Source organism: Granulicella sp. S190 (genome assembly GCF_009766095.1).
In the GTDB taxonomy this organism is placed as follows: Bacteria; Acidobacteriota; Terriglobia; order Terriglobales; family Acidobacteriaceae; genus Edaphobacter.
The window spans coordinates 74,004-88,466 of record NZ_LMUD01000002.1 but is presented as its reverse complement, the minus strand read 5'-3'; the positions used below and the strand labels follow the sequence as shown (position 1 = coordinate 88,466).

Annotated in this window: 10 protein-coding genes; 5 read left to right on the top strand and 5 right to left on the bottom strand. The window is 58.4% G+C overall.

Annotation, left to right across the window (positions count from 1 at the left end):
• Window positions 1-58: 58 nt before the first annotated feature.
• From GSQ94_RS00330 to mutS, 5 genes are all read right to left on the bottom strand, one after another.
• Window positions 59-3,637: a TonB-dependent receptor domain-containing protein gene (locus GSQ94_RS00330; RefSeq protein WP_158941341.1), complete on the bottom strand. Its 3,579-nt coding sequence runs from the start codon at window positions 3,635-3,637 to the stop codon at window positions 59-61.
• Window positions 3,638-3,922: 285 nt separating this feature from the next.
• Window positions 3,923-4,714, bottom strand: coding sequence for a DeoR/GlpR family DNA-binding transcription regulator (locus GSQ94_RS00325; RefSeq protein ID WP_371417409.1), 792 nt, complete (start codon window positions 4,712-4,714; stop codon window positions 3,923-3,925).
• A gap of 220 nt (window positions 4,715-4,934) precedes the next feature.
• Window positions 4,935-6,392 (bottom strand): ABC transporter substrate-binding protein, encoded by a 1,458-nt coding sequence (locus GSQ94_RS00320; protein ID WP_254063477.1) that lies wholly within the window; start codon window positions 6,390-6,392, stop codon window positions 4,935-4,937.
• 210 nt (window positions 6,393-6,602) lie between these two features.
• A complete protein-coding gene (locus tag GSQ94_RS00315) occupies window positions 6,603-7,787 on the bottom strand; it encodes an anhydro-N-acetylmuramic acid kinase (protein ID WP_158941339.1) in 1,185 nt (394 codons plus the stop codon).
• Window positions 7,788-7,866: 79 nt separating this feature from the next.
• Entirely contained in the window at window positions 7,867-10,542 is a 2,676-nt protein-coding gene (gene mutS, locus GSQ94_RS00310; RefSeq protein ID WP_158941338.1) for a DNA mismatch repair protein MutS, read from the bottom strand.
• Between the two features lie 294 nt (window positions 10,543-10,836).
• Between mutS and pqqB the strand changes: the two genes are divergently transcribed.
• From pqqB to GSQ94_RS00285, 5 genes are all read left to right on the top strand, one after another.
• Window positions 10,837-11,751 (top strand): pyrroloquinoline quinone biosynthesis protein PqqB, encoded by a 915-nt coding sequence (gene pqqB / locus GSQ94_RS00305; RefSeq protein WP_158941337.1) that lies wholly within the window; start codon window positions 10,837-10,839, stop codon window positions 11,749-11,751.
• Window positions 11,724-12,494, top strand: a complete 771-nt coding sequence (gene pqqC, locus GSQ94_RS00300) for a pyrroloquinoline-quinone synthase PqqC (RefSeq protein ID WP_158941336.1) — start codon at window positions 11,724-11,726, stop codon at window positions 12,492-12,494. The genes pqqB and pqqC overlap by 28 nt, the downstream gene beginning before the upstream one ends.
• The gene (gene pqqD, locus GSQ94_RS00295; protein WP_158941335.1) at window positions 12,491-12,793 is read left to right on the top strand and encodes a pyrroloquinoline quinone biosynthesis peptide chaperone PqqD; all 303 of its coding nucleotides are present in this window, start codon (window positions 12,491-12,493) and stop codon (window positions 12,791-12,793) included. The genes pqqC and pqqD overlap by 4 nt, the downstream gene beginning before the upstream one ends.
• 107 nt (window positions 12,794-12,900) lie before the next feature.
• Window positions 12,901-13,986 carry a pyrroloquinoline quinone biosynthesis protein PqqE gene (gene pqqE, locus GSQ94_RS00290; RefSeq protein WP_158941334.1) on the top strand — a complete coding sequence of 362 codons (1,086 nt, stop codon included), beginning with the start codon at window positions 12,901-12,903 and terminating at the stop codon, window positions 13,984-13,986.
• A gap of 156 nt (window positions 13,987-14,142) precedes the next feature.
• Window positions 14,143-14,352, top strand: a complete 210-nt coding sequence (locus GSQ94_RS00285; protein ID WP_158941333.1) for a hypothetical protein — start codon at window positions 14,143-14,145, stop codon at window positions 14,350-14,352.
• Window positions 14,353-14,463: the final 111 nt, after the last annotated feature.

Genomic DNA, 14,463 nt, shown 5'->3' with positions numbered 1-14,463 from the left:
CGGTTGCTGGAACTATTGCCGTTGAGCCTTTGGGCTATGTGTGCAAGATGTACTTCGACTAATACGTCAGCTTGAGCGAGAACTGGATCTGACGTGGTGCTTGAGCAGCCGTAAGAAAACCGAATCCGGGAGTATCTCGTACTGTCGCGCCAACTGTAGCACTTGCCGCGGCAGGCGCAAAGAGCGGATTGTAGTGATTGAGTATATTGAAGAACTCGGAGCGGAACTCTACGTTGAGTCGCTCGGCGACATGAAACAACTTGAAGACGGAGAAGTCGACGTCTTCCGTTCCGGGGCCGGCAATCGTATTGCGATTTACGTTGCCGAAGGAGCCCTGGGCCGGGTCTGTGAAGGCGCACGTATTGAAGTAGGTCCCGGCGAGGCAGGGTTTGCTGTTGGGATTACCTGCATATTCCGGCCGCTGCGAGCTGCCGACATTGCCTCCGCCATCGGGGACGTTCGCAAAATTGACGGCGTCGGTAGCGGTGTACCAGTTGCCGGTTGAAAGCGTTACGATGCCGCCGAGCTGCCAGTGACCTATCACCGTATCGAGAGCCTTGCCTGAGTTGCCCAGGAAGCGCTCGCCCTGACCAACTGGCAGAGGGTACAAAGAGCTGAAGGTGAAGCGATGGCGAACGTCGGTGTCGGAGTTGCCGTACTCCGCTTCGGGGTGCCGGAAGTCGCGGAAGTCGCCTCCGTTCTGAGATCCGAGATTTGCTGCGGAAGCATTATCGAGGCCGTGTGCATAGGTGTACGCTGCAAGCAACGAGAGCCCCGACGCTGCGCTGCGAGCCACGCTGAACTGGAGAGAGTTATAGTTCGACTTGCCCGAAGAGCGGAACCACTGAATAGGTGCGTCGATCGCCGGAATCGGACGACGCGATGCGACATCGGCAGTGGGATCTGGGGAAGGCGTGGCTTCGTTCCCATTGAAGAAGGTATAGAGCTTCAGCCCGTGCGAGCCCGCGTAGGCTACCGTGAGCAGAAAACTCTGGGGAAGCTGATACTCCGTTGAGAGCTGGTACTGCTGCACATAGGGCGTCACGAGATGAGGATCGAGGGAGTAAAGAAGAGGGGTATTTGGATCGGTAAGCGCGTTTGCAGGGAAGCCGTTCGCGAGCACGCTGAGCCCCGTAATCGAGCAGTCGGTCTGGTTCGGGTTAGCACTGCCTAGAGAGCAGTTAGGCGAATAAGAGTTTGTCGCGTAGTAGGGCGGGTTGTAGCCGGCACTAGGGTTGGAGTATGGACCGCTCTCGCTGCCTCCATAGAAAAAGCCGTAACCCGCACGGATAACAGACTTCTGCGCAAGCGTGTAGGCCAGTCCGACGCGAGGGGCGAAGTTATTCAGGTCGGGTTTGATAAGCCCATCGCTCCCTGTCGCACTCACCGGAATGAGAGCCGCAAGCTGTGGGGTCAGCGTCGAGGGTTGGCCTTTAGGAACGATCAGTGTCTGCGTCGCAAGGTCGTACGTTGCCTCGTGGTTGTTGCGTTCGCGCACGGTTTGGTAAAGCTCGTAACGCAAGCCGTAGTTCAATGTGAGACGGTTGCTCACCTTCCAGTCGTCTTGCGCGTAGAAGCTCCAGCTCGGACGGAAATAGTCGATATTGATGGCGTTGCTGATACTGCCGCTATCAGGAATGCCAAGCAGGAACGACGCGAAGCCAGAGCCTCCGGTTCCTGTGGTTTCGGACCCTGGGTTATCCGTAAACTGCGTGCCGAAGTCGAGCGTCCCGCGCGGTGCGGCTGGTTGATAGATCCCAAACTCGTTGCGGCCAATCTCTGCACCGAACTTCAGACTGTGATTGCCGACAACCCAGGTCACGTTGTCGGAGATGATGTAGGTGTTCTGCAACTCCTGCGACGGTAGATAGAGTGAACTTCCGATGGTCGACACATCGCTGAAGGTAAGCTGGGGCAGACCGCCATTATCCTCCGCCACCGGGATGCCGGGGAATCCGATCTGCTGCGCAATCGAGGAGTTGTAGCCCGGTTGCAAACGGCTCGCGACGATCCGGTTGTAGCCGAAGCGAAACTCATTGATGAGGTGAGGGTTGAAGATGTGCGTCTCGCCGAGAGCAAGGCTGTGATAATGCGTGTTCGAGATACCGGAGAAGAAGTCGCCGCCATCGGCTACAGGGCCGAAGACTGCAGGAATATTGGTTGGTACGGTCTCGAAGCTATATCGTGCAAATGCGCTATCGGCGGTGCCCACCTGCTCGTCCAGGCGAACATCGAAGTTGTTGCGGTTGATGACCCGTTTGGGGCTCGATATGAAGTTGTATCCCGGATTATTTGCGTTTGCCGCTGGATAAAGAGCCGCAAGACGCATGGCAAGGGGATCGATAACATTATTGGGGATGATGTTTGTCGGCAACCCGTTGGTATAGCCGAACGGTACACCACAGAATCCAGTACCATTCAGCGTTGACTGCTGGGCGAGACGCGAGTTGAAAATCTCCCCAGAGTAGGTCGGTTGGTTGTTGCAATCGACCACAGGCGCGCCGGAGTTAGGATCGCTGATGGGGGTCGTTGGATCGAGATTTGCAGAGAAGTCGCCCGCCTGTTGGGCCGCTGTAGGCACGATGGCTGGAATCGGCTCAGAATCGACTGAGCGGAATCCTTCGTAATCAGTGAAGAAGAACGTGCGGTTCCTGCCGTTATAAAGCTTCGGCAGCACAATGGGGCCGCCAACCGTAAACCCAAACTGATTCTGTTTATACGGTTGACGGGTTACATCGAAGTAGTTGCGTGCATCGAGCGCATCGTTGCGAAAGAACTCGTAGACAGCGCCGTGTAGTTGATTGGTTCCGGAGTGCGTTACCGCATTGATGATGGCGCCATTTCCCCTGCCAAACTCCGCGGTATACGAGCTCGTCTGGACCTTGAACTCCTGCAACGACTCGACAGGCGGTTCGATGACATAGCTTGATCCGTTCAACAAATCTGGCAGGTTGGAGTTGTTGTCGATTCCATCCAGCAGAAAATTGTTTTGAAGACTGCGCGCACCGTTTGCGCTGAAGCCGAAACTGCTCTGATCCCGCGAGCCCGGAGCAGCTGGCGCCGTACCTGGCGAGAGTAATGCAAGCTGGGCGAAGTCGCGCCCGTTAAGGGGAAGGTTGGATATCTGTCGGCTGTCGATCACCTGACCGAGGTCGGATGTTTCGGTCTGAAGCTGTGCTGTTGAATCGGTCACCGTCACCGACTCATTGACCGCTCCTACCGTCAAAGTAACGTCGAAGACCACACGCTGCTGCACCTGCAAAGTTATCGGGGTAGAAACTACGCTTGTGAACCCCGGCTTGCGTGCACTAATGGTGTAACGACCAACCTTCAATGGACCAATAACGTATTCGCCGCTCGCGTTGGAGCTGACTGTGACGGCTGTTCCATGGTCCGGGTCTGTGGCGGTTATGGTTACGCCACTGATGACCGCCCCCGATGCATCCCGCGCCACACCCGCTATTGCTCCGGCATCTTTCTGTGCCAACCCTGTTTGACTAATGGCGAATAAAACGATTGCCACTGCCGTGGGGAAGAAGACGCGCCGGTTCTTCGCACCGCACTTAAGGCCGAGCGAAACAACTGCCAGCAAATCGAGGAGACCAGTGCGGAGACTTGCGGAAGATACAAAGCTCATGGATTGCTCCGAGGTCGATAAAATGAGAGGCATACCGCGTAATGCGTGATCGATTTGTTACGATTGGTTTCGAGATCTTATTTTTAGCGTCGTTTGTCGCTTAAAGTCAAGGACAATTTTTACTTCTTTACGAATAGAGCCTGATTGACCGCGCGCGGCCAATAGCAAGGATGCGGTGGACACCCACGAAACGCTCAAACGGGGACGCACGTGGGCCATCCACAACCGTTGAGGGAGCACCTGCTCGTGGGTATTGTCTCTGTCGGTTAGTTAGCCGTCTTCACGCTAGACGAGGATCAGCCTAATGCCGGATTTTTCGAATGCTTGCACATACTCGGGTGACAAGTCCGAATCGGTGATCACGATGTTGATCTCCGACGCAGGCACGATCCGCGCCATGCTGATATGCCCGAACTTAGTCGAGTCGCAGACCGCGACTACGGTCTGTGATGCGCGGACCATCGCACGGTTTACGCGAGACTCAAGCACGTTAGGTGTCGTCAGGCCGACCGCGGAATGAAAACCGTCAACCCCGAGGAACAAGATATCGGCGTGCATGTCGCGAAGATGATCTTCGGCGGGTGGACCGACAAGCGAAAACGAGTTTTTGCGCAAGGTCCCCCCTGTAAGGATGACCTCGAAGTCGGTATTTGAAAGTTCCGCAGCAATGTTGACTGCGTTAGTGATGACAGTGAGTCTGGAAAACGCGCGGAGGCTTCGAGCGATCGCCGTTGTTGTCGTCCCCGAGTCGAGAATGACGCATTGACCCTCTGTGACCAGCTTGATCGCGGCGTCGGCGATGCGCTGTTTTTCTTTCTGATGGAGCTTCTCTTTCTCGACTAGAGAGGGATCAAACAGCGCACCGGAATGCAGCGCCAGTCCACCGCCGTGCGTGCGTTGAATCAATCCCTTGGATTGCAGGAACTCCAGATCTTTGCGAATCGTGATCCGGGAGATGCCTAGTTGATCGGAGAGATCTCCAACGAGTGCCCGGCCATCGCGTTGAATCAGCGCCAGGACATGCTGGCGCCGCTCGTCAATTAACATCTCAGCGCCGCTCAAGTTCTTCTTCGTCAAAGGGTGCTCTCACTGAAACTTGGCAATTTTATCTGCACCGCGCGCTTTCTGCGAAAGCCGATTAATCTCAAACTGCATAGTAAGTCATATCAGCATCTTGGTGTAGTCTGAGTTACTCTGCACCAAGGGGAACTCATACGTCTCTAAAACTAACGTTACTTCGAAGTTTCTCCTGCGCCGTTGTCTGCAAGTCGCAGGCTAACCAGCGACAGTAGCAGCATTACCGAACCCACGCCTCTCGTAAAAAATCGAACGTCCCGGCTCCTCGAGGCACCACCCCTTCCACACGTCGGGTGTGGATAACCTCATTATTCGGATACCACAACGGGATTCCCGGCAGTTCCTCCGCAAGAATCTTCTGCACCTCCACATACTTGGCCTTCCGAATCGCACGGTCAGAGCTAGCCGCAGCCTCCGTCAGCAACTCATCGACCCGCGGATTCCTATAACGTCCACGATTCCCGCCCTTCGGAGGAAAACTGGTGGAAGCGTACGCATACCGGAAGATATCCGGATCTTCGTTGCTCCCAATCCATCGCAGAGCATACATTTGGAACGCGCCCCTGGCCACATCCGCGTAGAACGTTCCAAACTCCGCCGACCGAATCTCCAGGCGAATCCCCGCTGCTCGAAGCTGCTGTTGCAACACCGTCACCATCAGCCGGGTCGTCTCATCGGTGCTGGTCTTCATCGTTAGCCGTAGCCGCACGCCATCTTTATCAGCAGGGAAGCCGGCTTCCTCCAACAACTGCTGCGCCCGCGCTACATCGTGCGGATAATGCGCTAGCTCTGCATCCGTCGCCGCTGCCCAATGACCCACAGGCAGCAGCGTATTCGCCAGCCGAGCCTGCCCCCGCCAGATCGCATCAACAATCGTTTGACGATCCATCGCACAAGCAATCGCCTGTCGCACCCGCTTATCCTTCAGGAGTGGATCTGTAACATTAAATGTCACATAAACCACGGGCGATCCGGCCCCGGACTCTACCATCAGGTTCGCCGCACCCTCCAGCGTATGCACCATGTCCAGCGTCACCACATTGCTCGCCAGGTCAGCAGATCCCTTCTTCAGCTCTAACGCGCTCGTAATCGCGTCTGGCACCACCTCGAACCGCACCCGCTCAATCCGTCGCGCACCCGTTGGGACGGCTGGAGCTGCCGCCCAATAGTCCTTGTTCCGTTCTACGATCACCTCTTTATCCTGCACCGCACTCACAAACCGGAACGGCCCGGATCCCACTGGATGCAGCCCAAACTCCCTCCCACTCCCCCGCGGCACCACACCAAACAAGCCGTCACTCACATTGAACAGCAGCCCCGCATCTGGCCGCTTCATATGCACCACCACCGTCAGTCTGTCTTTGGTCTCCGCCCTATCTACCGCAGCAAAGCCTCCGCCCTTCGCCGTCACCAGAGAACCATCGATCAAGCTGCGAATCGTGTAAGCAACATCCTCCGCCTCAACCGGCCTTCCATCATGAAACCGCACTCCATTGCGCAGGTGAAACACCCAGGTCAAAGGATCTGGCTGCTCCCAACTCGTAGCCAGCCATGGCTGCAGCTCATAGTGCTCATCCTTCTTCACCAGCGCATCGAAGATCAGCCCACCAACTCGCTCCGACTGCGCATCCGCACCTACTCGCAGATCGAGGTTATTCGGACTACTCTCAATAATCACAACAACCGAGCCCGGCTCCTCCAACCGCCCTTTGCACCCCGCCAGAACTCCACAGATTAAAACAACTGCCAGAAGAGGATGGCATCCTTGGGCCCGGACACGCTCTTCTTTTCGTCTCTTTCTCGCAAGAAAAATTCTCGTCATTTCGACCGTAGCGCAGCGGAGTGGAGAAACCACCGCATCTCGCCCCTGTCATTTATTGCTTGCGCCTTATCCATGCGTCACCTTACCCAACACCAGAGCTCGCGTCGCACCCGTCGCCGCCGGAACATTCCCTGGCAGCCCGTTCCAGCTCAGCCACGCCAGCAGCGCAAACGCCACTGCCTCCTTCGCCTGCGAAGGAACCCCAAGCTCCTCCATCAGCCGCACCTTCGCTCCCATTGCCTCAAGCTCTGCAGTCAACAGACTCATCAATAAAGCATTCTTCGTCCCCCCGCCTGCAACGACAAACTCCACAGGCGACAGCGGAGCCGCTTGCCCTACATGCCCCCAAACAAACCGCCGGTAAGCCTGTGCAATCGACGCAGCCGACAAGGCAGTCGCCGTGGCGATGACATCCTCATCCTGTGTGCCAGCCTTCCGGCACATCGCAATAAATCGCGAAACGAACATCTCTCCGAACTGCTCACGCCCGCAGGACTTCGGTGGCAGGGCAGAGAAGTACTCTTCCTTCAAAATCTTCTGCACAATATCCTGCAGGACACGCCCGGTGCGAGCCACAGCGCCACGCCGATCGAACTCGCACTCGTAAAGCCTCTTCATGCACGCATCGATCACCATATTCGCTGGTCCAGTATCGAAAGCAATCAGCCCATCGAGACCCGACTCCGCTGGAATCGCTGTCATATTTCCAATCCCTCCCAGGTTCAGCAAAACCCGGCTCACCTTCGCGGATCGAAACATGCAGTAGTCCAGAATCGGAACCAAGGGAGCGCCCTGTCCTCCGGCAGCCAGATCCGCGGGGCGAAAATCACTCACCACCGGAACCCGCAGGCGCTCCGCAATCACCGACGCTTCGCCCATCTGCCACGTAGCTCTCGTGGGCCTACCCAGATATTTCTCCGCAGCACCTTGGTGATACACCGTCTGCCCATGACATCCGACCAACCCTACCTTCACTCCGAACTTCTCCTGCGCCCGTGCTACCACCTCGGCGTACATCTCTCCTAACCGCCAGTTCAGTCGCGCAAGCTCTGCCACCGAAATGGCATCGGCATCCATTGCTGCGAGCACCGCCGCCCGCAGAGTCTTTGGATACGCCACTCCCAAATGACCCAGTAGCTTAATTCGCGGCGTTCCGCCAGCCGCCAACGCAGGAGAGATCCTGCAAATTGCAACATCCACGCCATCTGCCGACGTCCCGCTCATCACTCCAGCCACCACCAAGCTCTTCACAAAGCGTCTCCTGAATAATGAAAGGTATAAAAGTCACGAAGTGACCGCCCCACGCGAAGTGGGCCCGTCCGGCAGGACATCATCCCTTCAACTCCCTCTGTAGCTCCGCCAACAAATTCAGCGCATCACGCGGAGTCAACCCATCCACATCCGCCTCCGCCAGCCGATCCACAATCCTCTGTGACAGCGGCGTAAACATCGTCATCTGCATCTGCGGAGCCAGTGTAGGCGACGCCTCTCTCACCTGCTGCGTCTCAGCCCGCTCATGCACCTTCAGCACCTCGCGAGCGCGAGCAATCACACCAGCTGGTAGACCCGCCAGCCGGGCCACCTCGATCCCGTAGCTTTTACTCGCCGGGCCCGATTCCACCGTGTGCAGAAACACGATCCCTCCGGCGGTCTCCTTCACCGTCACCCTCAGATTCGTCAGTCGCGCCAGCCGGTCCGCCAGCAGCGTCAGTTCATGATAGTGCGTCGCAAACAGCGTCCTCGCACCGATCCGGTCATGCAGATGCTCCACCGTCGCCCAGGCCAGACTCAACCCATCATAGGTAGCGGTCCCACGCCCCATCTCATCCAGCAGTACCAGAGAACGGTTCGTCGCCGTATTCAAAATCGCAGCCGTCTCCGTCATCTCCACCATGAACGTCGACCGCCCCCGCGCGACATTATCGCTCGCACCAATGCGCGTATAGATCCGATCCACCAGCCCCAGCCGCATCCCCTGCGCAGGCACAAAGCTTCCCATCTGCGCCATCACAACGAGCAGCGCGGCCATGCGAAGATAGGTACTCTTTCCGCCCATATTCGGTCCCGTAATCAGCAGCACTGCCGGCCCAGCATCCGCGTCCAGATGTACCGAGTTCGGCACAAACCTCCCGCCGCCCGACTCCTCCATCCGCCGCTCCACCACCGGGTGCCGCGCCTGAACAAACTCGAGCACTCCCGAGACCTCCACCTGCGGTCTCACCCAACCGCGCAGTGCCGCCAGGTGCGCAAAGCACCCCAGCAGATCAATCTCCGCAACCTTTCGCGCTGTCTCCCGCATCCTTCCCGCAGCCCCGAGCAGCTGTCGTCGCAGCTCCGCAAAGATCCTCTTCTCGATCTCGCCGCTCCGCTCCTGCGCGGTCAGAATCTTCGTCTCGTACTCCTTGAGCTCCGGCGTTGTAAACCGCTCCGCATTTACCAGCGTCTGCTTGCGCTCATAGTCCGAAGGCACAGACTTCGCATTCGCCTTCGTCACCTCAAGGTAGTAGCCAAACACATTGTTGAACCGCACCTTCAACGATCCGATCCCGGTCCGTTCCCGCTCCCGCTCTTCAATGGCTGCCAATGCCTGCCGTCCGCTCCGGCTCAACTCGCGCAGCTCATCGAGCTCTGCATCCACTCCAGCCCGAATCGCCGTGCCGTCCCCAAGCGACACCGGAGGCTCCTCCGCAATCGTCCTCACGATCATCTCGTGCAAGTCCGCAAGAGGATCGACGGTACCCCCAAGCTCCTGCCATCGTGCCGCAGCAAAACTCCTCGCCGCCGACACCACCCCCGGCAGACACGCCAGCGTCTTCGCCAGCGCCATCACCTCTCGCGGGCCAGCCGAATCCAGCGCCACCCTCCCCAACAACCTCTCCAAGTCGAGCACGCCGTCCATCGAACGCCGCAGCTCCTCGCGTCGTCGCAGATCACCCGCAACCTCACCCACCGCCTCCAGCCGCGCCTCAATCTCGGCCAATCCGCTCGCAGGCCGCAGCAGCGAAGCCCGCAGCAACCGCTTTCCCATCGGCGTACAACAGGCATCCATCGTATAAAACAACGTGGTCTGCATCGACTCGCCTGAGAACAGCGGCTCCACCAGCTCCAGATTCCGCACACTCACCGCATCCAGCTCCAGGCAGGTTGAGCGCTCGTAAAACCGCAGACCATCCACGTGTTCCAGTCCACCCTGCTTGGTCGCCCCCATATAGTGCAGCAACGCACCCGCCGCCACCGCCGCTGCATCATGTCCACCCAACCCCATCCCATCCAGAGAATGCACCTTGAAGTGATTCCTCACCAGCGGCAGCGCATACTCAGCCGTAAACACCCACTCCTCCACGGCAGTCTTCGTCCGAATCGCATCCAGTCCCGCCGCTGTCTCGCTCTCCCCAGCCAGGTTCACTCCACCAAGTAAACCCGACCCATACAGTAACTCCACCGGTCGCACCCGCCCCAACTCATCGACCAGCCCCGCCCATCCCCCAACCCCGGTAAACTCGGTAGCTCGAAATTCACCAGTAGAAAAGTCCAACAAAGCCAACCCGCATATCTGAGATCCGCCCTGCGTCGAGCTGGAACCCATCACCGCCACACTCGCCAGATAGTTACTCTGCTCCGCACCCAGCGTCGGATCGAGCGCCGTCCCCGGCGTAAGCACCCGCGTCACTTCGCGTCGCACCACCGTCTTCGTCTGCTTCGGATCCTCCATCTGCTCCAGCAGTGCAATCTTGTAGCCCATGCGCAGCAGCTTTTGCAGATACACCTCAGCCGCATGGTAAGGGACCCCGCACATCGGCTGTTTCTTCTCGCGGTCCCGCGCCGTCAGAGTAAGCTGCAGCACTCGCGACACCAGGATCGCGTCCTCATAAAAAAGCTCGTAGAAATCCCCGATCCTGCAGAACATCAGACAGTCCGGATATTGCTCCTTGGCCGCAAAGTACTGCCGCATCGTCGGAGTAGCCCCGGCCACCTCACCCGTCAAATTCTTCACTATTTCAGTCATCGTCACAGAACCGAAGAATACCGCACCTGCCGCAGAAAAGGCGTTGAAGGCGAGTCGGCCTCGATGGCAGATCGCGCCGTGCGCGCAGCACGCAGTTGTCTGTTCTGGGTATCTTCTCGCAGAGCCTACGCAACCCACCGCCAATACGGTACACTTACAGCCAGCAGTCTTAGATTCTCCCCGAGAGGTTTTCCCTATGACACAGCCGACCTGGGCCACGCCCGACTTCGAAGAAGTTTCCCTTAACTGCGAGATCAACTCCTACGCTCCCGTAGAACTCTAAGAAGAGTTTCCGTGAGGATTAAAGTCCTGGGGGCCGCCGCAGGTGGCGGCCTTCCGCAATGGAACTGTACCTGCCCCAACTGCTCTGCCATCCGCCTCAACCAGCCCCACATCAAATCCAGTACGCAGTCACAGTTAGCCGTCACCGCAGACGACTCCGCCTGGTTCCTGATCAATGCCTCCCCCGACCTCCGTCAGCAACTCATCGACACTCCCACCCTCCATCCTGGCCCCGCAAAGGGGTTCCGCAACACCCCTGTCGCCGGAATCATCCTCACCAGCGCCGATCTCGACCACGTTCTCGGCCTCTTGCTCATGCGAGAGTTCACCCCTGTCCGCATCTACGCTACTCGCCCCGTCATCACGATCCTCCAGAAAAACAGCTTCTTCCAGATGCTTGACCGCCTGCCTGGACAGTCCCGCTGGACCGAGATCGAACCAGGCGCACCCTTCGACGCAGGCAACGGACTCACCTGCACCCCAATCGCACTATCAAACAACCTCCCAACCTATATCAGCGAAGAAGATCGCGCCTCGCTCAACCCAACCGGTGCAACTATAGGACTTATCCTCGAAGACCTCCACGGCGCACGCGCCGCCTACCTCCCCGCGCTGCCATCCGTCTCCGGTCCCTTGAAGCAGCTCCTCTCCACCTGTTCCACTATCTTCATCGATGGAACCTTCTGGACCGACGACGAGCTGCAGCGCATCCAACCCGGAACTCCGCTGGCCCGATCCATGGGCCATCTACCGATCAGCGGCCCCGAAGGCTCACTCGCAACTCTTCGAGACCTCAAAAACATTCGCAAGATCTACACACACATCAACAACACAAACCCGATCTTGCAAGAGCAAAGTTCGGAGCGTCGCACCATAGAGGACGCAGGCTGGGAAGTGGCATGGGACGGACTAGAGATCAACACATAGAATCCGCAGAGACGACGCTGCTCACCAAAACCGAGCTGCGCCAACGCCTTCAACAGGTCGGCGAGGCGATGTATCACCATCGTCACCCCTTCCATCTGCGCATGCACGAAGGCCAGCTCACCCGCGGCCAGATGCAGGCCTGGGTGCTAAATCGTTACTACTATCAAAGCGTCATCCCCATCAAAGACGCCATCATCCTCTCGAAGACAGATGATGTAGCTCTCCGTCGTGCCTGGCGCAAACGCATCATCGATCACGACGGCGACACCGGCGTAGGCGGCATCGAAAAATGGCTGCAGCTCGCAGAGGCCGCAGGCCTCGACCGCGACTACGTCACCCGAGGGAATGCGATCCTCCCCGGCGTTCGCTACGCCGTAGACGCCTACATCGACCTCGTCACCGACAGCACCCTCCTCGAAGCCGTCTCCTCCTCGCTCACCGAGCTCTTCGCCGGCCAACTCATCGCCCTCCGCATGGATGCCCTCGCGAAGCACTACCCCTGGCTTCAAGGCGGTCTGGCTTACTTCCACGGCAGGCTCACCCAGGCTCCGGAGGACGCCGCCTTCGCCTTCGACTACGCCGCCGAACACGCCACCACGCCCCACCTTCAATCTCTGGTGGTTCGCTCACTCGAGCGAAAGTGCGCTCTTCTCTGGGCTCAACTCGACGCTCTCCAATACTGCTACGTCGAACCCGGATCTCTGCCCCCACAGCCCAACGTCTTCCGTCCCGAGTCATCATGAGCGACCTTACCGCAGACACAAGAATCCCGCGGCTCGCAGTAGGCTGTCGCGTTCGCGTAGTCTCTCCCGACGAAGCAGTCCTTCTCGTCCCTGAGGGTGCCCTGCGGCTCAAGGGCGCAGCCAGCGAGATCGTCGGCCTCATCGACGGCGAGCGCTCCGTCTCTGCTATCAGCGCACTCCTCCAGCAAAAACACTCCACCACCGAAGCCTCGCAGATTGCCGCCGAGCTAAAGCAGTTCCTCGACAAGCTCCACGCCCGTAGCGTTCTACTCTATAAGAATCACTTGGAAAATCCGTGATCGCGACCAACCGAAGCGCCACCCGAAGGTGTATACAAGTCACGAAGTGACCGCCGCCCGCGCAGGGCAAATTCAATCGGCATAAAATTCTCAAGTAAGAAGTAAATATGTCGACGATCCCAGGCCCACTCTCGCTCGTAGCCGAAGTAACTCATCGCTGCCCGCTGCACTGCGTCTACTGCTCCAATCCTCTCCAGATGCAGCCTCCCACAAACGAGCTATCCACCGAGGAGTGGAGCAGAGTCTTCCAGGAGGCCGCAGCACTCGGCGCATATCATCTTCATCTCACTGGTGGCGAGCCGCTAGCCCGCAACGATGTCGCCGCACTCGTAGCTGCGGGTAGGAAAGCGAACCTCTACGTCAACATGATCACCTCCGGCCTCGGCCTCACCGCCGACCGTATGAGCGCACTCAAAGACGCAGGCCTCGAACACATTCAACTCAGCCTCCAGGATGCAGACGAGGACAGGGCCAACGAGTTCGCTGGAGCCCGCGCCCACGCCCACAAGCTGAAGCTAGCCGCACTCATCCGCCAGTACGACATCGCCTTCACCGTAAACGTAGTCGTGCACCGCGAAAACCTCGACCGCCTTGAAGCCATCCTCGCCCTGGCTGAGTCGCTCCAGCCGCAAAGAATCGAAGTCGCCCACGTCCAGTACTACGGATGGGCCCTAAAAAATCGCGGCAGGCTCATGCCCACGCCCGCCCAGGTCGAGCGCTCCGTCCAACTCATCAACGAAGCGCAATCCCGCCTTAGCGGCCGCATCCAGCTTCAGGCCGTCCTGCCCGACTACTACGCACGATACCCCAAGACCTGCGTTGGCGGCTGGGGACGCCAGATGATGCTCCTCGACCCCGTCGGCCTTGCCCTCCCATGCCACGCCGCCGCCATCATCCCCGGCATGCACTTCGACTCGGTCCGCGATCACTCGCTCGAATGGCTCTGGAAGCACTCTGCAGCGTTCAACCGTTTTCGCGGCAACGACTGGATGAAAGACCCCTGCAGCAGCTGTGATCGCAAGGAGATCGACCTCGGAGGCTGCCGTTGCCAGGCCTTTCAACTCACCGGCGATGCCACAAACACCGACCCCGCCTGCACTCTCAGCGATCAACACGCAAGCCTTGTCGCCATCACCCAGGCTGCTCCTGTCAACGAGGCGCAGTGGGTCTACCGCATCCTCGAAAGCGCATAAAAGCTCACGGCGAGGCCGTAAATCACGCTCGCTCCTAAAGGGAACGCGTCTGAAATCAAGCCCCATCCAACCCGAGGCCGCCCTACATCCTTCGAGGGATATCGAGTCGAATCCCCACTCTCGTACTCTCGTCTTCGTTCTACAGGATAAAGAGCCATGGCCCGATTCGCATCACCGTCAGGAGTAGGCATCCACCTCACCTCCTCAAACTCAACAAAAGCTGACAAGATCTCCGAAAAAAAACCCCGCGTGATGTCAGGCGCCGCAACCGGAATCGTCTTCGGTCTTCTCTGTTCGGCGATTGCATGGCTCCTCCTGGCCTACGGCATCTACCGCCTCCACGAGCTGGCCACCGTCGCTCGATAGATTCGGCAGACCGATCCACGTTCTCATCAGAACGTTTCGCAGATCTTCACATCGAGCTTCAACGTCCTGTGGCCCTCCTACCACTATCATTCTGAAAGAAGCGAAGAACCC

Coding starts and splice junctions, on each gene's coding strand:
- GSQ94_RS00330 (WP_158941341.1), bottom strand. CDS start 3,637: ATGAGCTTTGTATCTTCCGCAAGTCTCCGCACTGGTCTCCTCGATTTG.
- GSQ94_RS00285 (WP_158941333.1), top strand. CDS start 14,143: ATGGCCCGATTCGCATCACCGTCAGGAGTAGGCATCCACCTCACCTCC.
- pqqE (WP_158941334.1), top strand. CDS start 12,901: ATGTCGACGATCCCAGGCCCACTCTCGCTCGTAGCCGAAGTAACTCAT.
- pqqC (WP_158941336.1), top strand. CDS start 11,724: ATGGGACGGACTAGAGATCAACACATAGAATCCGCAGAGACGACGCTG.
- pqqD (WP_158941335.1), top strand. CDS start 12,491: ATGAGCGACCTTACCGCAGACACAAGAATCCCGCGGCTCGCAGTAGGC.
- mutS (WP_158941338.1), bottom strand. CDS start 10,542: ATGACTGAAATAGTGAAGAATTTGACGGGTGAGGTGGCCGGGGCTACT.